Source organism: Vreelandella neptunia (assembly GCF_000712975.1).
Classification (GTDB): domain Bacteria; phylum Pseudomonadota; class Gammaproteobacteria; order Pseudomonadales; family Halomonadaceae; genus Vreelandella; species Vreelandella qaidamensis.
Genome location: NZ_JHQL01000001.1, coordinates 35510 through 58688, shown reverse-complemented (window position 1 = coordinate 58688; position 23179 = coordinate 35510). Strand labels below are relative to the sequence as shown.

The 23179-nt window shown below is 51.7% G+C and carries 20 protein-coding genes; 11 read left to right on the top strand and 9 right to left on the bottom strand.

Features of this window, described 5'->3' with window-relative positions:
* Nucleotides 1-65: 65 nt before the first annotated feature.
* The gene (locus CR46_RS0100280; protein WP_030068947.1) at nucleotides 66-533 is read left to right on the top strand and encodes a DUF2231 domain-containing protein; all 468 of its coding nucleotides are present in this window, start codon (nucleotides 66-68) and stop codon (nucleotides 531-533) included.
* 40 nt (nucleotides 534-573) lie between these two features.
* Here CR46_RS0100280 and CR46_RS0100275 read toward each other — a convergent pair whose 3' ends face one another.
* The 8 genes from CR46_RS0100275 to CR46_RS0100240 all read right to left on the bottom strand — a co-directional run bounded on the left by CR46_RS0100275 (nucleotide 574) and on the right by CR46_RS0100240 (nucleotide 6928).
* On the bottom strand, nucleotides 574-999 hold the full coding sequence (locus tag CR46_RS0100275; protein ID WP_030068945.1) for a CopD family protein: 426 nt from the start codon (nucleotides 997-999) through the stop codon (nucleotides 574-576).
* Nucleotides 1000-1140: 141 nt separating this feature from the next.
* Nucleotides 1141-2007, bottom strand: coding sequence for a DUF2797 domain-containing protein (locus CR46_RS0100270; protein WP_030068942.1), 867 nt, complete (start codon nucleotides 2005-2007; stop codon nucleotides 1141-1143).
* Nucleotides 1991-2275, bottom strand: a complete 285-nt coding sequence (locus CR46_RS0100265; RefSeq protein WP_030068939.1) for a YeaC family protein — start codon at nucleotides 2273-2275, stop codon at nucleotides 1991-1993. Before CR46_RS0100265 ends, CR46_RS0100270 begins: the two co-directional genes overlap by 17 nt.
* An 11-nt stretch (nucleotides 2276-2286) precedes the next feature.
* The gene (locus CR46_RS0100260) at nucleotides 2287-3138 is read right to left on the bottom strand and encodes a rhomboid family intramembrane serine protease (RefSeq protein WP_030068937.1); all 852 of its coding nucleotides are present in this window, start codon (nucleotides 3136-3138) and stop codon (nucleotides 2287-2289) included.
* Nucleotides 3139-3345: 207 nt separating this feature from the next.
* Nucleotides 3346-4332: a metallophosphoesterase gene (locus tag CR46_RS0100255; protein ID WP_030068934.1), complete on the bottom strand. Its 987-nt coding sequence runs from the start codon at nucleotides 4330-4332 to the stop codon at nucleotides 3346-3348.
* Between the two features lies 1 nt (nucleotide 4333).
* Nucleotides 4334-5326, bottom strand: a complete 993-nt coding sequence (locus CR46_RS0100250; RefSeq protein WP_084180339.1) for an NAD(+) kinase — start codon at nucleotides 5324-5326, stop codon at nucleotides 4334-4336.
* A gap of 116 nt (nucleotides 5327-5442) precedes the next feature.
* Nucleotides 5443-6312 (bottom strand): carboxylate/amino acid/amine transporter, encoded by an 870-nt coding sequence (locus tag CR46_RS0100245; protein WP_030068930.1) that lies wholly within the window; start codon nucleotides 6310-6312, stop codon nucleotides 5443-5445.
* 85 nt (nucleotides 6313-6397) lie between these two features.
* Nucleotides 6398-6928 (bottom strand): YqaE/Pmp3 family membrane protein, encoded by a 531-nt coding sequence (locus CR46_RS0100240; RefSeq protein ID WP_030068928.1) that lies wholly within the window; start codon nucleotides 6926-6928, stop codon nucleotides 6398-6400.
* Between the two features lie 195 nt (nucleotides 6929-7123).
* Here CR46_RS0100240 and CR46_RS0100235 point away from each other — a divergent pair, with 195 nt between their 5' ends.
* The 8 genes from CR46_RS0100235 to CR46_RS0100200 all read left to right on the top strand — a co-directional run bounded on the left by CR46_RS0100235 (nucleotide 7124) and on the right by CR46_RS0100200 (nucleotide 20796).
* Nucleotides 7124-7531 (top strand): CBS domain-containing protein, encoded by a 408-nt coding sequence (locus tag CR46_RS0100235; protein WP_030068926.1) that lies wholly within the window; start codon nucleotides 7124-7126, stop codon nucleotides 7529-7531.
* Between the two features lie 392 nt (nucleotides 7532-7923).
* Nucleotides 7924-8283 (top strand): hypothetical protein, encoded by a 360-nt coding sequence (locus CR46_RS0100230; protein WP_030068924.1) that lies wholly within the window; start codon nucleotides 7924-7926, stop codon nucleotides 8281-8283.
* 27 nt (nucleotides 8284-8310) lie between these two features.
* Nucleotides 8311-9210, top strand: coding sequence for an AraC family transcriptional regulator (locus CR46_RS0100225; protein ID WP_030068921.1), 900 nt, complete (start codon nucleotides 8311-8313; stop codon nucleotides 9208-9210).
* A 242-nt stretch (nucleotides 9211-9452) separates the two neighbouring features.
* A complete protein-coding gene (putA, locus tag CR46_RS0100220; RefSeq protein WP_030068918.1) occupies nucleotides 9453-12644 on the top strand; it encodes a bifunctional proline dehydrogenase/L-glutamate gamma-semialdehyde dehydrogenase PutA in 3192 nt (1063 codons plus the stop codon).
* A gap of 296 nt (nucleotides 12645-12940) precedes the next feature.
* Nucleotides 12941-14431 carry a sodium/proline symporter PutP gene (putP, locus tag CR46_RS0100215; RefSeq protein WP_030068916.1) on the top strand — a complete coding sequence of 497 codons (1491 nt, stop codon included), beginning with the start codon at nucleotides 12941-12943 and terminating at the stop codon, nucleotides 14429-14431.
* A gap of 136 nt (nucleotides 14432-14567) precedes the next feature.
* The gene (gene putA / locus CR46_RS0100210; protein ID WP_030068914.1) at nucleotides 14568-18233 is read left to right on the top strand and encodes a bifunctional proline dehydrogenase/L-glutamate gamma-semialdehyde dehydrogenase PutA; all 3666 of its coding nucleotides are present in this window, start codon (nucleotides 14568-14570) and stop codon (nucleotides 18231-18233) included.
* Between the two features lie 150 nt (nucleotides 18234-18383).
* Entirely contained in the window at nucleotides 18384-19874 is a 1491-nt protein-coding gene (gene putP / locus CR46_RS0100205) for a sodium/proline symporter PutP (RefSeq protein WP_030068911.1), read from the top strand.
* Nucleotides 19875-20169: 295 nt separating this feature from the next.
* Entirely contained in the window at nucleotides 20170-20796 is a 627-nt protein-coding gene (locus tag CR46_RS0100200) for an OmpW/AlkL family protein (protein WP_030068909.1), read from the top strand.
* A 156-nt stretch (nucleotides 20797-20952) separates the two neighbouring features.
* Here CR46_RS0100200 and CR46_RS0100195 read toward each other — a convergent pair whose 3' ends face one another.
* Entirely contained in the window at nucleotides 20953-21285 is a 333-nt protein-coding gene (locus CR46_RS0100195) for a YqcC family protein (RefSeq protein WP_030068907.1), read from the bottom strand.
* A 285-nt stretch (nucleotides 21286-21570) separates the two neighbouring features.
* On the opposite strand from CR46_RS0100195, the gene CR46_RS0100190 reads away from it, so the two are divergent.
* Together CR46_RS0100190 and CR46_RS0100185 are read left to right on the top strand one after the other, a co-directional pair.
* On the top strand, nucleotides 21571-22623 hold the full coding sequence (locus tag CR46_RS0100190) for a DUF3549 family protein (protein ID WP_030068906.1): 1053 nt from the start codon (nucleotides 21571-21573) through the stop codon (nucleotides 22621-22623).
* An 86-nt stretch (nucleotides 22624-22709) separates the two neighbouring features.
* Nucleotides 22710-23150, top strand: coding sequence for an ATP-dependent zinc protease family protein (locus CR46_RS0100185; RefSeq protein WP_030068904.1), 441 nt, complete (start codon nucleotides 22710-22712; stop codon nucleotides 23148-23150).
* Nucleotides 23151-23179: the final 29 nt, after the last annotated feature.

Here is a 23179-nt window from a genome sequence, read left to right as displayed (position 1 = left end):
CGGTTTCCCTGAAGTGCAGTTGATCTGACCGACTCTTTCACTTTGTCTAACCACAGGAAGTGACCATGACACATACTCGCCAACGCTCGATCAAAAGCCGCGCTTCGCTGGCTGGCCACCCGCTTCATCCAGTGATGATTCACTTTCCAGTGGCCGCCCTGATGGCACTGGTCGCTAGCGACCTGGCCTTCTGGTATACCCAAGACCCCTTCTGGCTGCGCAGCGGTTTGTGGTTGGCAGGGGTAGGCACGTTTGGCGGCTGGATTGCCTCGGTAGCAGGTATTATTGACCTGGTCACTGTGGCGCGAATCCGCCGCCTGATAACTGGCTGGAGCCACGCGATTGTGGCCGTCGTCATGCTTTCGCTGGCGTCTTTGAACTGGCTTTTGCGTTTTACTGAACCCAACGCCGTGCTGCCTTGGGGTTTGGCTATTTCGCTGGTAACTGCCAGCCTGATCGCGTTGGCAGGCTGGCTGGGCGGCCAATTGGTATACGAGCACGCCGTCGGCGTCGAAGTTGAGAAGTCGTCTTAAGGGCACGACCATGGCTATAAATGGGATAACTTTCATCACATTATCCCCAAGCCAATGGTTTAGAAAGCACCAACCCAAGCACACCCAATATGCCCGTTAGCGCGAGCAATAAAGCGCACAGGCTGGCGGCTTTAACACCTGTAAAAATCCCCATTTCCAACCGCAAAATCAGCCAGCCAAAACAGCCGTGGGCAGCCACCATTAGCACTACCGCTCCCAGCTTAAGAATTAACCACCCTCCAAGAAGCCCATTTAGCAAAAACAAAAGCGTGCCAGATGCAATAGCAGCCAAAGCAGCGGGCGTCGCAATGGAGTTGTAGAAAAAACGCGGCATCGGGGGAGTGCCTTGCGCGAAACCAGCGTCTTTACGCAACTGGAGTGCATACAAAAGTAGAGCGGGTAAATAAAGAAGTGCGCCGCACCAGATGACCAGCGCGGCGATGTGCAGCAGTTTTAGCCATGGCATCGAGGCTTCCTTGCGTTGCGTAAGGCAGAATAGGATTTCACCCTAATAACCTTAGTTAACAAAAGCGACTCTGGCTAGGTTCAATAACAAGGATAGGCAGTTATAGTCAGTTAAAAGAAACAGTTAGGGAGAGGATGACGCTTACCCTACAACGATTTCGTAACCGGTGAATTTACGAAGGTTAATAACCCCAGTATCAAAAATTAGGTACTGCCCTTTTACCCCTTGAAGTGTACCTTCAATTAGCGGCTGCTTATCAAAATTATGGGAAGTCACCTTACTAGGAAAAGTCGCCACGGGATAATGAAAGTCCAACGGCGTTTCATCCAAGCTACGAATGGCATCCGCACCGTGCACGTCACGTAATTGCCCTAACCCTTCATTTAACAGGCTGAAAAGACGATCGCGCTCAGCACATAAATCCAGTGGTTTCACATCGCCTTTTAGCATGGCACGCCAGTTAGTGCGGTCGGCCACTTCCTCTTTAAAGAGCATTTCGACAAGACCAGACTGTTGTCGGGTCTTTACCTCAAGAATAGGTAGCGCCTGAATAGCACCTTGATCCAGCCAGCGGGTTGGCATTTGCGTTTTCCGGGTGATGCCCACTTTCAAACCGGAAGAGTTCGCTAAGTAAACAATATGAGGTTGGAAGCAGTGTTTTTCGCCCCACACGGGGTCCCGACAAGTGCCTTGATGATAGTGGCAAGTCTCGGGTTTCATGATGCATGTATCACACTGGGCTAAGCGCTTAAAACAAGGGTAGCAGTAGCCTTGGGCAAAGCTTTTTTTAGTGGCACGCCCACAGTGGGTACAGGCAATTGCACCGCTCCAGGTAAGACGCATCGGCGAGCCGATACGCTCATTCAGTAGCATTCGATGCTCACCCGCACGAAGGTGATACACCACCGGATCACCTAGGCGGCTAGGTAAATCCGCCGCCATTTTCTGCAAACACCCTTGCACCGGGGATACTACTGAGGCAAACAAGTCATCAGTCACGCGTGGCATCCCGGGCAAGGCCTGCCATTTCAGGCGTAACGCCTGCACCAGTCGCGCCAGCACCACACGTACGGCGTTCTAGATAACCCACGCGATTCTCTTCAGGAACGTTATTTTCCACTTCAAAGCGTATGACCGCTTCCAAGCACAGTTCCGTCTGCTCAGGCGTTAAATATCGACCATCAGGCCATTTCCGCAACGCAACCGCCTGTTTAAGGCTTTCATAAATAGCGGGCGTCATTTGGTTAATCATTTTATCGAAGGTCATGTCGCTCATCGCAGGCACCTTTAGTGTTTGCTTCGTTTGGAGGAATAATACCAGCCCGTGACCAGCCCCACGAGCAGCCCGCCCAAGTGTGCTTCATTGGCTACGTTACCAAAGCCCACGCTGCCGGCAATATCGGTCATCGTAAATACCATCCAGCCCAGCATGAAGACTACCAACATCTGGGGGACGAAAAATCCGCTTTGCGGGGCACGATAGGACATCAACCACACATGAGCCAGCAAGGCGTAAACAACGCCAGACATACCGCCGAACAACACCGTGCCGGTAATGTACTGGGCGATGTTAGCACCAATACCTGCCACGATAAGCAGTAGCAGCATGATACGACTACCTTGAAGCTGCTCAATTTGACGTCCGAAGTACCAAACCCACATTAGGTTAAAGATCAAATGCATCCAGCCAAAATGTAAGAATGCAGGCGACAATAAACGCCATAACTGACCAGACATTATCGTATCGCTAAGGCTGCCATATACGAGCTGACCGCCGGCGACCCCCACCGAAACAATGGTGAGTTTTACAATTAGCAGATCACCAAATATCCCAGTCAGCGCGAACACCGCTAGGCTAATAGCAATCATCAGCGCAGTAACCGGCACTTGGCGCAGCATGGGTAAAAAATGACGGGCTGGGGTCTGGCGGCTCGATCTAGCGGCAGTAGTGATTAGTGGCTCACCTCGCTCCCAGCAGCTAACGAGTACTTTCATTTCATCTTGCTGGCGCGGGTCGGCAACCCATAGCAGTTGGCCGTCTGCCTCATCAGTAATACGGTGACCAATGCGGTAGTGCCACAGCGCCTTACGCAGTTCTTTGGTATCTGCGTCCGTGGGTAAGAGCATTACTGGATGCATGGCAGGTTCCTTTCAACCAATAAATATTAGCGCGACAGCGCGCCGCGTCACCAACGGATAGACGAAAAAAATCCGGCGGAGGGGGCCGCCGGAAAAAAAAGCAAGGGATCATTCAAGGGAACACTTACTCTGATAACCGACAACACCGTTAGTTCAGCTATTTTGAAAAAATTATGTAACGGTATGTAAAGCTAAAAATCACTCCCATTAATCGAAATCTATTTCCCACGGCTTTGGCAGCGCACGCTCTTCTTTTGGTACCTGTATCCACACAAAATGATCGGCATTGAGCTGCGCTTCGCCGCTCCAGCGATAAGCAACCAGTCGGCCAAATTTCACAGCACTGTAATCCAAGCAAGCAATATTGTGTGCTGGCAAGGCAGGAATCCCTTCGCACCAGTAATGACCGATAAATAGGGGTGGCTGCTCAGGGCCATAGTAGCTAAGACGCTGGCGCTCGGCGTTAGTTAGCGTTCTAGTCTCCAAATCACCAGGAAGGTTATCTGGCTGAAATACTACATCCCCCCATTGTTGAGGGTTAGCCGACCAAAAATGCGCACGAAAACTCTGCCGTGTGAAGCCATCACCAGAATGTATCGCAATACCTTTAGGTAACGGTATATGAGGGCCGCGGGTTAAGCGATCAAGTATACGAAAGGCTTGCGTTGAGGGGTCGGTGGACTCAACCAAAAAGTGGCTATCCATGCAGGCATTGGGAGCGCGTTGTTTAAGCTGTCTAATCAACTCTTCATCCCAGCAGGCGTGAACTATACGAATTCCGTCCAGCTCTAGGCATAAAGGAATGGTCTTAAACCACGCCAGGGTATCTTCCCACTCATTGGTGTAATCGCGGTATTGAGCTAGCGTGGCCTCAATAATACGGTTATGACGCGGTGTATGTTCGCGCAGCCAGCGCTTGTTGCTACCAGGGGGGGCGGGGTGCGTATAAGCCAGAGCATTGTACTCATGGTTACCCATGACAATATGTGCTTCACCCTCTTCAACCATTCGGCGTGCAATCGTAACTGCTAGACGAATACGTGGTCCACGATCGATCAAGTCGCCTAAAAAGATCACTTTTCGGCGAGGGTGTCGATATACCCCACCCCGCTGATGATAGCCAAGCCGCTCTAATAACGCTGCAAGTGTTGCACCACACCCATGTACATCGCCAATTAAATCGTAGCCCTCCATGTTAATCCCCTAGCCGATGGCTCCAGCCGAGCTTGCTGCGCAGCACTTCATAAAAATTATGCCCAATAGGGTGAACTAGCTGTACACGCTCTGGTTTGCGTTGTATGACAAGCACATCGTCTGGTTTAGCCACTGCACGGGTTTGTCCATCGCAACTGATATGGGGATAGGTCTGATTGGTTTCACCAATATGGATACGGATTTCACTGGCAGCGTCAATCACAATAGGACGGCTTGAAAGCGTGTGGGGAAACATGGGGACTAACGTCACCACATCAAGCTTGGGATGCATGATCGGCCCACCCCCCGAAAGAGCATAGGCAGTTGAACCTGTCGGCGTAGCAATAATTAAGCCATCACTACGCTGGCTATACACAAACTGCCCATCAATAAACAGTTCGAACTCAATCATTCGTACCGCTTTACCGGGATGAACCACCACTTCATTGAGCGCAACACCGCTACCTACCGCTTTACCGTTTCGATACAACACGGAATCAAGCAAGAAACGCTCTTCAACTTCAAACTCACCCGCTAACACTTCACCAACCCGGCTTTCCAACTCATCGGGAGAAATATCGGTTAAAAAGCCTAACCGCCCACGGTTGACGCCTAATATTAACGTACCACTAAGGCATAGCGTGCGTGCGGCGCCCAGAAGGCTGCCATCGCCACCAACAACGATGACAAGATCGCATAACTCTCCAAGTATGCGGCGGCTGGCTTCAGGCAGCCCATGATCCGGTAACGCCGTTGCCGTCCGATCCTCAATCAATACTTTATAATCATGGGTAACTAAATAGTTGACCAGCCTTTTGAGCGAATCGACCACTTTATCGCTGCCTAAACGGCCGATTAAGCCTATTGTCTTAAAAGGCGCTGTCTTAAAAGGCGCTGCTTTAGAAGGCCTCGTCTTAAAAGACGTCGTTTCGAAAGGCTGCGTTTGTTGGGCCTGGCTCAAGGGTGCTAAACCTGACGATGGGGTGTTAGACATGGACAACTCTCGCTGGCATCAGCCCACATTATGGAGAGTATGAGGGTATCGAGCAAATTGCCCAGTGTAATGCAGAAACGCAAGCTCCCCTGGGCAAAAACAATGGCTTGAATTAATTAGACAGATATAGCGTGACGGCGCTGTAACCACCAGTGATTTAACCACAGCGAGGCGGCCATGATTGCAGCACCTAAAAGTAGCTTACCGATTTCCGCATCGCGATTCCAGATCACCAAATTAACCACTAGGCCAGCGGGCACTAGCGCATTGTTCATTACCGCTAACGTTCCCGCATCTACTTTAGTGGCGCCTTGGTTCCAGGCGAAATAACCCACTCCAGACGCGACTAATCCAAGCCATGCCAATACGCTCCACTGTACTGGGGTAGTAGGGAGTGCAGCCGTATTACCAAAGAGTAAAAATGCGGGAAGTGCGACCACCATCGCACCAACGAAGAACCAGCCAAAAACGTTATGCCATGCCAAGGTAGGCGGCAAATCAGCGGCTAGCCGCCGATAGCCCACCTGCCCGATTGCAAAACAGAGGTTGGCCCCCTGCACCACTAAAAAGCCCAGCCAGAATCCACTATCAATACCGTCGTAACGAATAACGCCCGCTCCGATTACCGCCAGTATGGCGGTTACTAAATAAATAGGCGTGAAGCGCTTAAACATTAAGTCATCTAGGAGCGCGATATAAATGGGTGTAAAAATCGTAAACAGCAGTACTTCAGGAACCGATAGCAGTAAAAAGGAGTGGTAAAAAAAGGTGTACATGATGCCTAGCTGAACCGCCCCCAACGCCATTAACGCTAAGCGCTGCCTGCCACGTAGCAAGCTGGGGCGTAAAAACGGCAAAAAGACCAGCGTGGCGAGTGTTACTCTGACGAGCACTGCGAAATAGCTATCGACTTGGCCAGCCAAATACACTCCGATCAACGAAAAAGAGAACGCCCACAGCGCCGTTACGCCAACAAGGTAGCCCATCGTAAACCTCAAAAAAAAGGAAAGTTGACGGAGATTATACGCGCTTAACAACAACTGCCAATGGGCCAAACGAGTAATTAACGGATTAGTGCTTTTTTAACCATACAAAGGCATGTACCACACCTGGAATCCAGCCTAATAGCGTCAATACAATGCTAGTAGCAACACGTTTTGCCCCTCCGTCTGTTAACCCGACGGCCAAAGGCGGTAGTAGAATAGCTAGCGCACGGTAAGCAAGCAGTAAAGCAGCGGGCTGAGATGATATTGGCGTTACTCCCGAAGCCGTAGAAGATGACGCTTGATGCTGAATATCCGGCTGCACAGGGGGAGTAAAATGCTCTACCGCCGCCCGTGCTTTTTCAGCCTGCTGTTTCTCTTTAGCAAGCGCTTTTTGATGCGCCTCTTTATCTATTTTCTGCTCTAACGTTTCCGCACCGTCTGCCAAATCATCATGATGGCGCTCCCAATCTTCCCAGTCATGGGGCGTGCCAGACTTAGGCCGCTGGCTACCTGACCCACGCGCCCTTTCCCACGCTTTTTCTTCTAATGTGTTGGGCCGTTCAGGGTCTCTTTCTATGCCAACGCCTTTGCGATTGAGGTATTCACGCGCGTCCATAGTGGCTCCTTGTAGTAGTTGAAATAGCATTTGAAAAAGAGCAAAGCGTTGAATGTAACATTAGTAAGGACAACGCAGGATGAGTTAAATCTTCTACATTAATAAAAATAAAGCACATATCGTTCCTAGCCCCACAGCCACTACCCGACCCATTTTTAGAGCGAAAATGCGCGTATCACGTTAAGGAGTATCACCATGAATAAAAAAACCCCCGATACCGTGCGCGATGTCATGTCACGGGACTGCTATCGTGTTACTGGTGAGACCTCTATCACCACCTTGGCTCAGGGTTTAGCATTACATCGCTTACCAGGCGCTCCGGTGGTAGATACCTCTGATCGGCTAATTGGTTTTATATCGGAACAGGATGTGATGGGCCGCGTTTTAGACAGTATCTACCACGACGATGAAGCGCCGCTGGTTCGGGAATTAATGCGCCAAGATGTGCTCACAACAACGCCCAACAAAAGCATCACCGATTTGGCACAAGAGATGCTCGGAGCTAAGCCCAAGATTTATCCCGTTGTGGAACAGCAACGTTTAGTCGGCATTGTAACGCGCCGTGATATTTTAATGGCGCTGCTTACTATTCGCCGCCACTAACCGTTATTTATCAGCGATTCTCTGTCTAGTAGCTGCCATCTGCTGGGCCTTGATCTATTCGCTGAAGGTCACGAGCTATCACCCACACGTTCTCTTCGCTGCGGATAGCCACTTATCGACACCTTTTCGGTTAAATAAGTGTTTGCGTTAAGTGAAACGACCATCTTAAAAGCAAAAAAAACCGCTGCTTAGTATAAGCAGCGGAAGCAAGGGATCGAAAACAATAGCCAGAACAACACTATTAACGACTGCTATCGCGATGTTGCCTGTAAACCTTCAGACACCGTGCACAGGAAAAGTTCGCAAAACGGCAAAATTTTCGCCTTAAGGAGCAGCACGCGTATACTGGTTTTCAACTTTCAAACGAGTACTGCTACTGCGGGGAGCCTAGTATGGCACTGTACCTATTGGTGTTTGGCGTATGTTTATTGGTGATAGGTGCCGTGCTGTTGATATTAATGACGGTAGGTACACCACGCTACCGCACCGAACCTCATGACCTGCTCGCTTTATTTGACAAAGCGCTGGAAAGCAAGGTCAGTGAAACCGAATGGAATGCCATTATTGGCTACCCCATTCGTCACGATGAGTATCTAGATAGTGTGCGCCGTCGCGCAGCGCATTTAATGGACTCCTACGGGCGCCATTGGCAAATTGCTCGAAGCAAACCGTTACTTAACCAGGAGGGTTACACGGAACTGAAAGCTTTACGTGATCATTTAGCGGCACATACAGCGCTGCGCCAACGCTAATAGGCCAGCAGTGCCGAGGAGACCCCCATGCCGAGTACTATTCGTCAAATCCCTTTAGAAAGCGCCACAAAACATCACTCCCACGACTTTCACCAAATAGTCATTACGCTTTGCGGCTCTTCAGAATTTGAAATCGAAGGCCTCGGTGGCCGCGTCAACGCCTTCTCTGGTTGCATTGTTCCTGCTAACCATGAACATTTTTATTCAGGTAACGGCTACAACCGGCAACTAATTCTTGACCTCCCTGAAGATGCGCCAGCTCTGACGGGTGAACACCGCGAGTTAGTGGCCCTGTTTGATGCCCCGCGTTTTTTTGCCTTAGACAACCCATTACGCCACTACCTAGCCTTTGTAGAAAGCGAACTCGCCCAAGGATTTGACACGTCAGCCATGTCTTTTCAGCAGGATCGGCTTGCTGCCACTTTGCTAGGTTCATTAAAAGCTCGTTTGGGCGCAACAGAGAGCACCTCTCAGCGTCGTCTTAATCTTGGTCAAATTGATCGTTTCATTCGCCACCACTTGGCCGATGAGCTAAGAGTCGCTGATTTAGCTAAGCTAGCGTGCCTTAGTGAAGCACACTTCTCTGAGCGCTTTCGCATCCAAACGGGCCTATCGCCCTGGCAATATGTGCGACGCCAGCGCCTACACGCGGCTCGTCAGCTAGTATTACAAAGCCGCCTGCCACTCACCGATATTGCCATTCAAACAGGCTTTGCTAACCAAAGCGCTCTTTCCCACGCTTTTCGGCGTAGCTATGGGGTGTCACCCCGCCAATTACGCCAGGGTGCGGGAATAGCCAATACACCTCTTGATTCAGCTGTTCGCTCAACTGCTTATTCAACGGCTTATTCAACGCCGTTAGCGCCTTCATCGACGCCCACAGGAGCAGCTTCTAAAGCTGGTGCACTCTCATCTCGCTCATCATAAAGCCGTTAGCTGGGTCGCTTAACGCGTAAGTTTGTGTGTTGGCAGCCATTTAGAAACTAAACTAAAGTCTTAAAAAGCGTTTCTTACCGAGAAATTGACACGTTTTGCCATGAAAACGACATACACCTAATGGCAGCTCGCTCTACATTCGTCCGTTATCTTGGGCATAACGCCCTATCATCTCTTTAGTTCGGTTATTTGATTCAGCTTTTCGCTTTCTGTACAGACTTATGGGGGCCTCAATGCTCAATGCCAAGAAAATGCGTGACCCTGCCATCTGGCAAACCGATCTTGATACGCTAATGCAGCGTGTTAGTGATCACTATCTTGTAGATGAGGATGCCTTCGTCAGTGAGCTCATCAAAGTTCTCAATGCTGACAGCGACGATTTCGTACGGATTGAATCGAATACCGCAGCGCTAGTGCGTGATGTTCGTAATATGGATACGGCTGTTGATACGATTGACGAACTATTGCAGCAGTACAGCCTGGACACCCATGAAGGCCTAATGTTGATGTGTTTAGCAGAGGCTATGCTACGCATTCCAGATAAAGAGACCGCCGATGCGCTAATTGAAGACCGACTTGGCCCCGCAGATTGGAAGTCTCACGTCGGTAAAAGTGAATCATGGATGGTAAACGCCTCTACATGGGGTCTATTGATGACTGGCCATGTATTGAAGCTTGACCATCCAAAAGAGGGCCAACCTGCCCACTTTATTAACCGCATGGTTAATAAAGTGGGCGAACCAGTGATTCGTCGCGCCATGATGGAAGCGATGAAAATCATGGGCAAACAGTTCGTTTTAGGACGCGATATTAATGAAGCACTAAAGCGCTCTAAACCGCTATTTAATAAAGGCTATACCTACTCCTATGACATGTTGGGAGAGGCAGCGCGCACCCGAGCCGACGCCAAGCGCTACTATGATGACTATGCTCGCGCAATCGAGCAGGTCGGCAAAGCCTGTAAAACACTGGGCGATAAAACCCCTGCACCTTCAGTATCTATCAAGCTGTCTGCCCTTCATCCGCGTTATGAGTTTGGCCGCCGTGAGCAGGTACTTGCCGAACTCGTCGATACGGTTATTCAGTTAGTCACCAAAGCCCGTGAACTTGATGTCGCCGTCACTATCGATGCAGAAGAAGTTGATCGTTTAGAGCTTTCACTAGAAGTTTTCCGTGCGATTTATGAAAGTGACGCAGTGAAAGGATGGGGGCACTTTGGTCTTGTCGTTCAGGCATATTCAAAGCGCGCTTTGCCGGTGCTGCACTATATTAATCGCCTAGCCGAACAACAAGGCGACGAAATCCCGTTGCGTTTAGTAAAAGGTGCTTATTGGGACAGCGAAATCAAAGAGTCTCAACAGCTTGGCGTTGACGGCTATCCGGTATTTACGCGTAAAGCCTGTACCGACGTGGCTTACTTGGCCTGCGCCCAATTCCTGCTATCCAACGATACTCATGGGCGCATTTTCCCTCAGTTTGCTACCCACAACGCTCATACCGTTACCACGATTCTTGAATTAGCCAACCACGATAGCCGCCCGTTTGAATTCCAGCGCTTACATGGCATGGGCGAAGCCCTTTACGACGCGGCTCTCGAGCGTGCTCCTGAAGGCACTTATTGCCGTATTTACGCCCCGGTTGGCGCCCATAAAGACCTACTGCCCTATTTGGTACGTCGTCTACTTGAAAACGGTGCCAACTCCTCTTTTGTTCACCAAATTGTCGATCCAGAAGTCCCCGTAGAGTCATTGTGCCAACATCCCATTGAAACGCTTCGTCAGCAGAAAACGTTCGCCAATAAACGTATTCCACTGCCGAAAGATATTTACGGGCCAAAACGCCGCAACTCTCGCGGGGTCAATCTTAATATCCGTAGCCACTTCTATCCGCTAATGGAAAAGATGGGCACGTTTATGGATAAGCAGTACCTCGCAAAACCGCTGCTGGCCTTTGATGTTGCCGACGATGCCGACAGCACCCACCCAGTAACCTCGCCTTTTGACCGCCGTAAAACCGTAGGCAGCGTTCAGTGGACTAGCAAAGAGCAGGCAGCCAAAGCGCTCGATGCAGCTTGGCAAGCCTTCCCGCGTTGGGAAACGACCCCAGTGAGCGAACGCGCTGACATCCTGCGCCGCCTGGCCGACCTGATGGAAGAGCACATGCCAGAGCTAATGACGCTCTGTTCACGTGAAGGCGGTAAGCTGCTCACCGACGGTGTCGACGAAATCAAAGAAGCCGTCGACTTCTGCCGCTACTACGCCATGCGTGCTGAAGAAGCGTTTGGCCAACCGATTGAACTGCCTGGCCCAACCGGCGAATCCAACCGTTTGATGATGGGTGGTAAAGGTGTATTTGCAGCGATAAGCCCTTGGAACTTCCCAGTAGCTATCTTCTGTGGCCAGATTGTTGCCGCCGCCGTTGCTGGCAACACTGTGCTTGCCAAACCTGCAGAGCAAACCTCGATTGTTGCCCACCGCGTGATTGAACTGCTGTACGAAGCAGGCATGCCGCGTGATGTGGTTCAGCTACTGCCCGGCGATGGCCCCACAGTGGGCAGCGTGTTGACCTCTGACCCCCGCATTACAGGTGTTGTATTTACCGGTGGCACCGATACAGCGCAGATCATTAACCGCGCGCTTGCCGCACGGGAAAACGCACCGCTACCAACGTTAATTGCCGAAACGGGCGGTATGAACGCAATGATTGTCGACTCAACCGCTTTGCCTGAACAGGTGGTTGTGGATGTGATTCAGTCTGCGTTCCAGAGTGCCGGTCAGCGCTGCTCCGCACTACGGGTACTTTATCTACAAGACGATGTTGCCGACCGGGTGATTGAGATTCTTAAAGGTGCCATGAATGAACTGCGCATTGGTGACCCTCGCGATTTAGGCACTGACGTTGGCCCAGTGATTGATGAAGATGCGCGTAAAGGTCTGATGGCGCATATTGAAAAACTCAAGGGCGAAAACCGATTAGTCGCAGAAACTCCGATGGCGGCGGAACACACCCAAAACGGCACGTTTGTTGCGCCTGCCGCTTTTATCATCGACAGCATTGATGCGCTGACCCGCGAGCAGTTTGGTCCCATTCTGCACATTGTGCGTTACAAGGCCCGCGAACTTGACCGCGTTATCAACGACATTAATGGTCGCGGATATGGCCTTACTTTCGGGGTTCACAGTCGCAATGAGTCTTTTGCCGCTGAAATAGCGCAGAAAATGCGGGTGGGCAATGTGTATATCAACCGGAACATCATCGGCGCGGTAGTTGGCGTACAACCTTTCGGTGGACAAGGCTTATCGGGTACTGGGCCAAAAGCAGGCGGTCCGCACTATCTACAGCGCTTTGTGACTGAAAAAACGATTACCAATAACACCGCTGCTTTAGGTGGCAACGCCTCGCTTCTGGCACTTGGCGATGAGTAAACGATTTATCGCTACTAAGCCTGCGCTTGAAAATAAAGCAGCGCTTATGACTGAAAAATAGTGGAGCAATGACTTCCACTTTCACAGCCTACCTAGTCTTCGATCATTGATGTATGCCTAGGTAGGCTTTCTTAGGGCCAGCAATATGAATAGAAAAAGAATTCAACAACTATATTTAACAACACTGCTTAACAATAACGGTAACAACAACAAGGCTGCGCTATTACTCGTTTCCTCTCGGTAAGCGCACAAACCTGTCGGCGTTATGTCCGGCCTAATGTACTGAAGGAGTTTTTATGGCTATCGGTGTTTGGATCAGTCTTTTTGCATATTTTGCGCTCATGATCGCCATTGGCGTTTATGCCATGCGCAAAGCAACCTCTTCATCGGAAGATTACATGCTGGGAGGACGAGGCTTAAGTCCACAGGTAGCGGCTCTTTCAGCCGGTGCTTCAGACATGAGCGGCTGGTTGCTGCTGGGGTTACCTGGGGCAATGTTTGTATCCGGTTTAGGCTCAGCCTGGATCGGTATCGGCTTGCTGGTGGGAGCGTTCTTTAACTGGACCCTGGTCGCACCACGGCTTCGTGAACAGACCGTTCACTACGGTAATGCGATCACTATTCCAGCCTTCCTTGCCAATCGCTTCCCGACTCGGGCGCTTTCCCTGCGAACAGTGTCCGCTATTGTTATCGTAATTTTCTTTGCAGTTTACACAGCCTCTGGCTTAGTGGCAGGCGGCAAACTGTTTGAAAGTGCGTTTTCCGGCATCTATAACTTTGGCGATATGAGCAACTACGCCATGGGGGTCATGATCACCCTCGGCGTGGTACTGATTTACACCGTCGTGGGTGGCTTCTTGGCCGTGAGCATGACCGACTTTGTGCAGGGCTGCATCATGATGCTGGCTCTAGTCATCATGCCAGCGGTGGTGCTCTTTGGTGAAGGTGGCGGCGGGTTCTCCCAAGCCACACAGACACTCAATGAAGTCGACCCCACACTGCTTTCCTGGACCTCGGGGCTTACTTTCATTGGCTGGCTGTCAGCGGTTACCTGGGGACTGGGCTATTTCGGTCAACCGCACATCATTGTTCGCTTCATGGCAATTCGGTCACAAAAAGATGTGCCAGTTGCACGTAACATTGGCATGGGCTGGATGCTGATTTCCCTAATTGGCGCGGTTTCTTTAGGTATTTTTGGTCGCGCCTATGCGATTCGTAATGGATTAGATGTCCAGGACCCAGAAACAATCTTTATTATCTTGGCGGAGCTGTTGTTCCACCCGTTGATTACCGGCTTCCTCTACGCAGCTCTACTGGCGGCCATCATGAGCACGATTTCCAGCCAGCTGTTGGTGTCCTCGTCATCATTGACCGAAGACTTCTATCGCCTGTTCCTACATAAAAAAGCTTCCGAGCAACAGTGTGTGGCTGTAGGCCGTGTTTGCGTAGTATTGGTGGGCATTGTGGCCGCTATTATCGCGTCTGATGAAGACTCTCAAGTACTAGGATTAGTCAGTAATGCCTGGGCAGGTTTTGGTGCGGCGTTTGGCCCTCTGATTATTTTATCGCTGATGTGGCCCCGTACAAACGGCAACGGCGCTATCGCGGGCATGGTAGTGGGTGCGGCAACCGTTATGATCTGGATTGCGTTGGGCTGGAACGGTTCGTTTATGGGCGGCCCTGGCGTGTACGAGATTATTCCTGGCTTCATTGCTTCCTTCATTGCCATCCTGGTGGTAAGCAATGCGACTGCTGACTCTGGCGAATATCAGCATATTGAGCGCTAGTAAGCGCACAGCACGCTGAAGGTATCCGAAGGGCTCCGGCAGGAGCCCTCTATTATTGTTTTGATTTTTTTGTTTACTGAAAAAATCTAAGTCGACATATCACCGCTAGGTGTCGACCAGCAAGAAGAGACCCATTATGAACAAAGCCAATCTTCATTTGCATGGTGACGTCAGTGATCTACGCGCACGCATCCGCAGTAACTATGACGCTGATGAAGCGGCGGTACTGCACGAGTTAACCAAGCGTATTAAGCTGTCAGAAGACGACCGCCGTCAGGTGGCTGCCGTCGGCGCTAACTACGTTGAGCGTGTCCGCAAGGAAAGATCCCCCTCAATGATGGAGGCGTTCCTCGCTGAGTATGGACTTTCTACGACCGAAGGCGTCGGCCTGATGTGTTTGGCAGAAGCACTGTTGCGTGTGCCTGATGCAGAAACCATCGACGATTTAATCCACGATAAGATAGAGCCGTCCGACTGGGGTGCGCACCTGGGCAAATCGTCCTCGTCGATGGTCAACGCATCGACTTGGGCACTGCTGCTGACCGGCAAGGTGCTGGAAGAAGACCCCAAAGGCCCAACGCGTGCACTGCGCGGTCTGGTACGCCGTATGGGCGAGCCGGTAGTGCGTAAAGCGGTAGGTCAGTCAATGAAGATTCTTGGCCGCCAGTTCGTACTTGGCCAGACCATTGAAGAGGGTATGAAGAATGCCCGTGACCTTGAGAAACAGGGCTACACCTATTCCTATGACATGCTAGGCGAAGCGGCTCGCACTGACGAAGATGCCGTTCGCTATCATGAAGCTTATGCCAAGGCGATCACTGCGATTGCTGAACAGGCTAAGGGAGATGTGCGTGGAAGCCCCGGAATTTCGGTGAAGCTATCAGCGCTGCATCCGCGTTATGAGTACACCCATCGTGATACGGTGATGGCGGAGCTCGTACCGCGCGCGCTGGAACTGGTCAAGCAAGCGGCCAAAGCTAATATCGGTTTCAATATCGACGCCGAGGAGCAGGATCGACTGGACCTGTCTCTCGACGTGATTGAGGCGTTAATGGCCGACCCCAGCTTAGATGACTGGGAGGGCTTTGGAGTCGTTGTACAAGCTTACGGGCGCCGTGCCGCGCCGGTAATTGAGACACTCTACGAACTTGCCGAGCGGTTCAATCGCAAGATCATGGTGCGTTTGGTCAAGGGGGCTTACTGGGATACCGAGATCAAGCTGTCTCAAGAGATGGGTGTGAAAACTTTCCCAGTCTTCACCCGCAAGGTAAATACCGATGTCAGCTACATGGCCTGCGCCCAAATGCTGCTCGACCGTCGCGACCGCATCTATCCTCAGTTTGCGACCCATAACGCCCATACTTGTGCTGCCGTCGTGGAGATGGCAGGTAGCGATAAGGACAGCTACGAGTTTCAGCGCCTGCATGGCATGGGCGAATCGCTGCACCACATCGTTAAGGAGACAGAAGGCACGCACTGCCGCATTTACGCGCCGGTTGGCGCACACCGCGACTTGCTCGCCTATCTGGTACGTCGACTGTTAGAAAACGGCGCCAACTCCTCGTTCGTTAACCAAGTGGTGGATAGTTCTATCCCCCCAAGCGAGGTCTCAAAGGATCCAGTTGAAGGGTTTAAACAGCTTGGCAGCGCCATTTCAAGCCCGTTGATCCGCCAACCCGGCGAGCTATTTGAGCCCGATCGCAAAAATTCCAAGGGCTACCGCATTAATGAGCCCGCCTCGATCTTGCCTCTGCTCACTGCTCGTGAAGCGTTTGCCGACAAGACATGGACCGCCGGCCCTATGCTGGTAGGAAACCCTGCTCCCCAAGGTCCGGCTCGTGAAGTTTTCTCCCCCGCTGACAGCTCTCGAGTTATTGGTACGGTGCATGAGGCCACCCCGACGGAGGTAGCCACCGCACTTGACGCTGCTGAAGGTGGTTTCCGCGAATGGTCAGCGCGCTCGGCGGCCGAGCGCGCTGAGGTACTGCGTCGTACTGCGGACCTCTTTGAGGAGCACATTGCCGAGCTGACCGTCATCACCACTCGTGAAGCCGGTAAAATGATGTTCGACGGCATCGCTGAAGTACGCGAAGCGGTGGATTTTCTACGCTACTACGCCAACGAAGGCGAACGGCTTGAAGCAGAAGAGCCGGGGAGCGCTCGCGGCATCTTCGTCTGCATTAGCCCATGGAATTTTCCGCTGGCGATTACTACCGGACAAATTGCTGCAGCCTTGGTAGCTGGCAATGCGGTACTTGCCAAGCCTGCCGAGCAAACCCCGCTGATCGCCGCCCGCGCCGTCGAACTGATGCGTGAGGCAGGCCTGCCAGAAGCAGCGCTGCAATTGCTGCCTGGCGACGGCCCGACGGTGGGCGGCCCGCTGACTAGCGACTCACGTATTGCTGGCGTTTGTTTTACTGGCTCAACCCCAGTGGCACAGATCATTCATAAGGCGCTGGCTGAGAATGCTGGGCCAGAGGCCATACTGATTGCTGAGACTGGCGGCCTTAACTCGATGATCGTGGATTCCACAGCGCTGACCGAGCAGGCAGTGCGCGACATCTTGATTTCTTCCTTCCAATCCGCTGGGCAGCGCTGTTCGGCGCTGCGGATGCTGTATGTTCAAGAAGAAGCCCGTGACCGGTTACTTCACATGCTCTATGGCGCTATGGACGCACTTACCATCGGCGACCCCTGGAATACCGATACCGATGTTTCACCAGTGATTGACGCTGACGCTCAGGCCGAGATAAACGACTATGTAACGGCACATGAGAAGGCTGGCAAAGTACTGAAGAAGCTGTCCTCGCCAGCCACTGGTACCTTCGTTACCCCAGCGGTAATTGAGGTCGGCGGCATTGAGGATCTCGAGCGCGAGATATTCGGCCCGATTCTGCACGTAGCCACTTTCAAAGCGCGAGACATCGACAAAGTAGTCGATGCTATCAACAGTAAGGGGTACGGGCTGACCTTCGGCCTGCATACCCGTATTGATGACCGTGTGCAGCAAATCGTCGAGCGCATCCATGTTGGCAATGTTTATGTCAACCGCAACCAGATTGGCGCTATCGTCGGCTCACAGCCGTTCGGTGGCGAAGGCCTTTCAGGCACCGGCCCCAAGGCCGGTGGCCCGCTTTATGTTGCTCGTTTTCGCCGCACCGCCACTGCCGAACGCTACGCGATGCCCGAAGGGAAAACCGTGGCACTCGACACTCTCCAATCGGCCCTCTACGGTTTAGATGCACGTAATTGGGCGGCGAGGCCAGACCGGGTAGAAGTGTTGCGCAAAGCACTTTCTGGCAAGGGTGGAGTCGTCCGCCGGGCGCTGAATGAGACGGCGGCTCTCGATATGACGCCGCAAACCCTTCCTGGGCCAACAGGAGAAAGCAATCGATTGGCGATGTATCCGAAGGGAGCGGTTCTGTGTCTCGGGCCGACCTTGGATATCGCTGTTGCCCAAGCAGTGCAGGCACTTGGTGCAGGCTGTTCGGCAGTAGTGATCGTGTCAGGTGCATCTCAAGCTATTCAGCCGCTGATGGATGCCGGAGCACCGGTCATTGGGCTAGACGGGAGCATCACAGCCGAGACGCTAAGTGAAGTCAAAGGCATTGCAGCGGTGGCCGCAGCTGGCAAAAGCGACTGGACCCATGAACTGCGTATTGCGCTTGCCAAACGCGACGGTGCTATCGTGCCGCTCGAAATCCAGCCCCTTTCACCGGATCGCTACGTGGTTGAACGCCACTTGTGCATCGACACGACCGCGGCGGGTGGTAACGCTAGTCTGTTGGCAACGGCTGAATAAGCCCCACCAGCTTTATCGACGTTTCCTTTCATTACTGAACGTCGGTAAAGCCAATGTTCTACCGGGAGACGCCCGCACGGGCGTCTCATTAACAAAAACAAGCGCGCACCTGTTGGCGCTAGCTCCATCCTGACGAATGGGAGAACTTTCATGGCTATCGGTGTTTGGATCAGTCTCATTGCTTATTTTTTGCTCATGGTCGCCATTGGCATTTATGCCATGCGCACCTCTACCTCTTCCTCTGAAGATTATATGCTGGGCGGCCGCACCCTCAGCCCCAAAGTAGCGGCACTATCGGCAGGGGCGTCAGATATGAGCGGCTGGTTGCTATTGGGCTTGCCAGGGGCAATGTTCGTATCGGGATTGGGGTCAGCCTGGATCGGGATTGGCTTGCTCGTAGGGGCGTTGTTCAACTGGATTCTGGTCGCCCCGCGCCTGCGTGAGCAAACCGTTCACTACGGTAATGCGATTACCATTCCAGCCTTTCTTGCGAACCGCTTCCCGACACGTGCGCTTTCCCTGCGCATGGTGTCCGCTATCGTGATTGTTGTTTTCTTCTCAGTTTATACAGCATCAGGCCTAGTCGCTGGCGGCAAACTATTTGAAAGCGCATTTTCCGGCATCTATAACTTCGGTGACATGAGTAACTACGGCATGGGGGTCATGATTACTCTTGGTGTCGTGCTTATTTATACGGTGGTCGGTGGCTTCCTCGCTGTGAGCATGACCGACTTCGTGCAGGGCTGCATTATGATGCTAGCCTTGGTCATCATGCCTGCAGTGGTGCTGTTTGGTGAAGGTGGCGGCGGGTTCTCTCAGGCATCACAGACACTTAATGAAGTCGACCCTACCCTCTTGTCCTGGACGTCAGGGCTGACGTTCATCGGCTGGTTATCTGCCGTTACCTGGGGGCTTGGCTATTTCGGACAACCGCACATTATTGTGCGCTTCATGGCTATTCGGACATTGAAGGATGTTCCTATTGCCCGCAACATTGGTATGGGTTGGATGCTGATTTCACTCATTGGCGCTGTTTCACTGGGGATATTTGGCCGGGCTTATGCCATCCGTAATGGTCTGGATATCGAGGATCCCGAAACGATTTTTATCGTTCTGGCAAATCTGCTGTTTCACCCACTGATTACTGGCTTCCTATATGCAGCACTGCTCGCTGCCATCATGAGCACCGTTTCTAGCCAGCTACTGGTGGCCTCTTCATCGCTAACCGAAGACTTTTATCGTTTGTTCCTACACAAGAGTGCCTCTGAGCAGCAGTGTGTAGCCGTTGGCCGTGTCTGCGTAGTACTGGTGGGCATTGTGGCGGCAATTATTGCAGCTGATGAAAACTCTCAGGTTTTAGGACTAGTCAGTAACGCCTGGGCTGGCTTCGGTGCGGCGTTTGGGCCACTGATTATCTTATCGCTAATGTGGCCACGTACAAACGGCAATGGTGCTATCGCAGGTATGGTAGTAGGTGCGGCAACCGTCATGATCTGGATTGCATTAGGCTGGAATGGCGAATTTATGGGCGGCCCTGGCATCTATGAAATCATCCCTGGCTTCATCGCTTCCTTCATTGCCATCCTAGTGGTGAGCAATGCAACAGCTGATTCGGGTGAATATCAGCATATCGATCGCTAGACGAGCGTTAATTACACATAAGCCTAATCATCGTTAATATGGCCCTGTGTGCTTTCCGTGTCGCTCACACCGACACGGAAGGCTCTAAGTAGTATCTTAACTACCTAACCTCACGCCTCCCTGTGGCTTTTTCTGCTATTTTTGCAGGTCTTTTTATCGCTCTTTGCCCTAGGTCAATAACCTGCCTTCTTCTGCCCGATACACTTCTTGTATGGTTTACGTTTCTATTAAACAGTCCACGTTAACCACTCTCACTCAATTGTAACGACCCACGTAAACGGTCAGGAGCAACGCTATGCGCCATAACTCTCTTTCAACACTGGTTGCCACTGGACTCGCAGCGGCCACACTGATGGCAAGCGGCCAAGTTTTAGCTTACGGCGCTGGCGATTTCTTTACTCGCGTGGGCGTTGCCAAAGTGGAACCAACAAGCGACAACGGCTCATTAGCTGGCGGCGCATTCGCGGTTGATGTTCAAGATAAAACCGACTTCGCCTTTACCCTGGGTTACCGCTTCCACGATAAGGTGGGCATCGAGCTACTGGCTGCCCTGCCGTTTGAACACGATATTGCGCTAAACGGCGACAATCTCGCTTCTACCAAACACCTTCCCCCCACGTTAACGCTGCAGTACTACCCGTTAGGTGGTACTGAAGCGCGTGTCCAGCCCTATGTCGGTGCAGGTATTAACTACACCTTTTTCTCTGACGAAGAGCTAGCGATTGGCGAGTTGGAGCTGGACGACTCTTGGGGCGCCGCGGCTCAAGTGGGTATCGATTTACTTATCGATGAGAACTGGGCACTAAACGCGGCAGCGTGGTACATCGATATCGACACTGACGCAACTGTTAATGGTGCCGCAGCAGGCACAGTAGAGATCGATCCGCTGGTGGTAATGGGCGGCTTAAGCTACCGCTTCTAACTCTGAGTGCAAACGATTTCTGCTAGCCGTGTCATCGTATGAAAAATGCCCAGTACCGTTCACGGTGCTGGGCATTATCTTTGGTGTTGCCGTCATTTTGAATAAAGATTGTGCATTAACATTCAGCTCAGCCACTGTTCAGTGGAATATCGCGAACTAGTTGTCAGTCACAATCTGATCAATCCTTTCGACGGCTCTAACAACCAGTAGTTGGTCGCTGGCACGAACCTTTTCCTGCATTAAATAAGCAGCCACTGCCGGTGCTACATCGCACTTAGCAGGCATAGCGGATTGGGCTTCAATCATTGCATTTAGTCGAGCAATAAACACAAAGCGAATCCATTGAGGCAACGACATCGTATCGATGCAGAAAGGTTGTTCACTAGCAAAGGCAGAGGCCTCTGGCGTTGGCATACGCCATAAGTTTGCGGCCTTCATAGTGGCTTCAAGCTCAAGAAGCGCGGTTTGAAGCTGTTGATGGACGCTCATAAATACCTTTTTCATTTAGATCAGTAGGTATCTATTATCCCAGTCCTGTGAGTAAGTTGCCAACTGCCTAGCGGAATTTATGCGTTATTCACAGATTCACAGAAAACCTGCAAGAGGCTGTGGATAAACTATGGAAAGATGTCGCTAGCGTTACTCCCACGCGGGTTACACTAAGTTGCGCAATTTTTAACCACTTTGATAATAAAGCGCGGATTATTCAGCGTTTGCGGCTGACAGTGACATAACAGCAAGGTAGAGTGCAGGCTTGAAACGCGGAAGGATGTCATGCAACCAATCCAGACACTTGATGAATTTTTTACACGTAGCGGCGCAGACGTTTCCCTTTACTATATGGGACGACGCGTAGCAGCCTGCCCGCGAGACACGCTAAGGGCATTTGAAAGCGGCGAGATTGCCTGGCCGGAACCGTGGCAACAACAAGCACGGCTTGGCGTTGTTTTTCGTTTAGGCGACATGCCTGAGCCGGCCATCTGGTTTTTAGCGCTACCACTAGACGAACAAGGCATGCTCTCACCTGCACAGCGCGATGGCTTTATTAATCGCCTGCTTGAAACCCTTGGCCGAAATGTCACGCAGATAGAAAATAAACCACTAGCTCAGACGGAAACGGCAGATGTGGATCATCTGATGAAGGATAATCCCCTCGCTTTCGCGCCTGACATTATCTTTCAAGCAATGCTCAATGCCCAGGCTACCCACGCGTTAGGATTAGCTGCTAGTCAACATTTAGAGCCTGTAGAAGCCTACCTTAGCAAACAGCAAACCATTGACTGGCAAGCGCTGGGCCTGCAGGGTATCGCTGATTACGTGGTGCGCCTGGACGTGCAAACGTCAGACTCGCTAGCGCTACACCTCCCCTACCTGCCAACTGATGTTATTCACTCGCTTTGCTATTGCTTAGAACATAGGCCGCTTGCTGAATCACTGGTAAGTGCCCTAAGGGCGCGTGGAGAGCAAGCCGCCAGCAATGCTGATATCGAAACCTTGTGCGCCTGCATACGTGCGGTGGGCAGCACATCATCGGCTAGCGTGGGCAGTTGGTATTCAAGTCTATTGAATGATCCTGCTGCTTGTGGCCCAGATGTGATTGCTGCCATTGCTGGTCGCGGCTGGTTACTGTTAGAAGATGCAGATCGGTTGCCACTCTTGTTACAGCGTTTGGCAGAAGACAGTCGTACCAATTTTAATGCGGTCGTTCGAGACCTTGCATTGATTCCCAGACTTCGGCTACCCGTTATGCTGACATTACGTGACGCATTACCAGGCTCTGCTATACAACAACGACTAAGCGCCATAATGGCTTACGCTAGAAAGTAACTCCTTTTGTATGCAACGCTTAGCGATTAATTAATGTGTCTCACTCGTTTGTTTCACTGTATGAATATATTTGCCAGGAGTAAGCCGTGAAGGAATTACCCTATCAGGCCAAAGCAGTCATCGGCCGCCGCGAAATGGTGACGTTACCTGAATTAGGGCTTCACCTTTGCTGCAAAGCCGATACTGGCGCACGCACCTCTGCTTTGCACGCTGAAGAGATTGATACCCATGAAGATGAAAACGGGCAGCTATGGGTGAGTTTTATTACTCACAGTGGAGGTCCGCAAACGCCGGCTCATCGTTACCAGCTCCATTTACATGACAGGCGACGCGTGACCAGCTCTAATGGGCACAGTGAATGGCGCTATGTTATTCGCACCCCCATGCAATTGGGTGAACTAAATTTTCCGGTTGAACTAACCCTGACTGACCGTAGCAATATGCGCCACCCCATGCTGCTTGGACGCCGTGCTATGCGGCGTTTGCTGATAGCGCCTGGGGCTGCATTTTTGCACGGCGAGCCTTAAACTAACTTATTAGCCATAGCCACCTTTTT

Excerpts from the sequence above, each read along its gene's own strand:
- CR46_RS0100280 (WP_030068947.1), top strand. The coding sequence starts at position 66 with ATGACACATACTCGCCAACGCTCGATCAAAAGCCGCGCTTCGCTGGCT.
- CR46_RS0100275 (WP_030068945.1), bottom strand. The coding sequence starts at position 999 with ATGCCATGGCTAAAACTGCTGCACATCGCCGCGCTGGTCATCTGGTGC.
- CR46_RS0100270 (WP_030068942.1), bottom strand. The coding sequence starts at position 2,007 with ATGCCACGCGTGACTGATGACTTGTTTGCCTCAGTAGTATCCCCGGTG.
- CR46_RS0100265 (WP_030068939.1), bottom strand. The coding sequence starts at position 2,275 with ATGAGCGACATGACCTTCGATAAAATGATTAACCAAATGACGCCCGCT.
- CR46_RS0100260 (WP_030068937.1), bottom strand. The coding sequence starts at position 3,138 with ATGCATCCAGTAATGCTCTTACCCACGGACGCAGATACCAAAGAACTG.
- CR46_RS0100255 (WP_030068934.1), bottom strand. The coding sequence starts at position 4,332 with ATGGAGGGCTACGATTTAATTGGCGATGTACATGGGTGTGGTGCAACA.
- CR46_RS0100250 (WP_084180339.1), bottom strand. The coding sequence starts at position 5,326 with ATGTCTAACACCCCATCGTCAGGTTTAGCACCCTTGAGCCAGGCCCAA.
- CR46_RS0100245 (WP_030068930.1), bottom strand. The coding sequence starts at position 6,312 with ATGGGCTACCTTGTTGGCGTAACGGCGCTGTGGGCGTTCTCTTTTTCG.
- CR46_RS0100240 (WP_030068928.1), bottom strand. The coding sequence starts at position 6,928 with ATGGACGCGCGTGAATACCTCAATCGCAAAGGCGTTGGCATAGAAAGA.
- CR46_RS0100235 (WP_030068926.1), top strand. The coding sequence starts at position 7,124 with ATGAATAAAAAAACCCCCGATACCGTGCGCGATGTCATGTCACGGGAC.
- CR46_RS0100230 (WP_030068924.1), top strand. The coding sequence starts at position 7,924 with ATGGCACTGTACCTATTGGTGTTTGGCGTATGTTTATTGGTGATAGGT.
- CR46_RS0100225 (WP_030068921.1), top strand. The coding sequence starts at position 8,311 with ATGCCGAGTACTATTCGTCAAATCCCTTTAGAAAGCGCCACAAAACAT.
- putA (WP_030068918.1), top strand. The coding sequence starts at position 9,453 with ATGCTCAATGCCAAGAAAATGCGTGACCCTGCCATCTGGCAAACCGAT.
- putP (WP_030068916.1), top strand. The coding sequence starts at position 12,941 with ATGGCTATCGGTGTTTGGATCAGTCTTTTTGCATATTTTGCGCTCATG.
- putA (WP_030068914.1), top strand. The coding sequence starts at position 14,568 with ATGAACAAAGCCAATCTTCATTTGCATGGTGACGTCAGTGATCTACGC.
- putP (WP_030068911.1), top strand. The coding sequence starts at position 18,384 with ATGGCTATCGGTGTTTGGATCAGTCTCATTGCTTATTTTTTGCTCATG.
- CR46_RS0100200 (WP_030068909.1), top strand. The coding sequence starts at position 20,170 with ATGCGCCATAACTCTCTTTCAACACTGGTTGCCACTGGACTCGCAGCG.
- CR46_RS0100195 (WP_030068907.1), bottom strand. The coding sequence starts at position 21,285 with ATGAGCGTCCATCAACAGCTTCAAACCGCGCTTCTTGAGCTTGAAGCC.
- CR46_RS0100190 (WP_030068906.1), top strand. The coding sequence starts at position 21,571 with ATGCAACCAATCCAGACACTTGATGAATTTTTTACACGTAGCGGCGCA.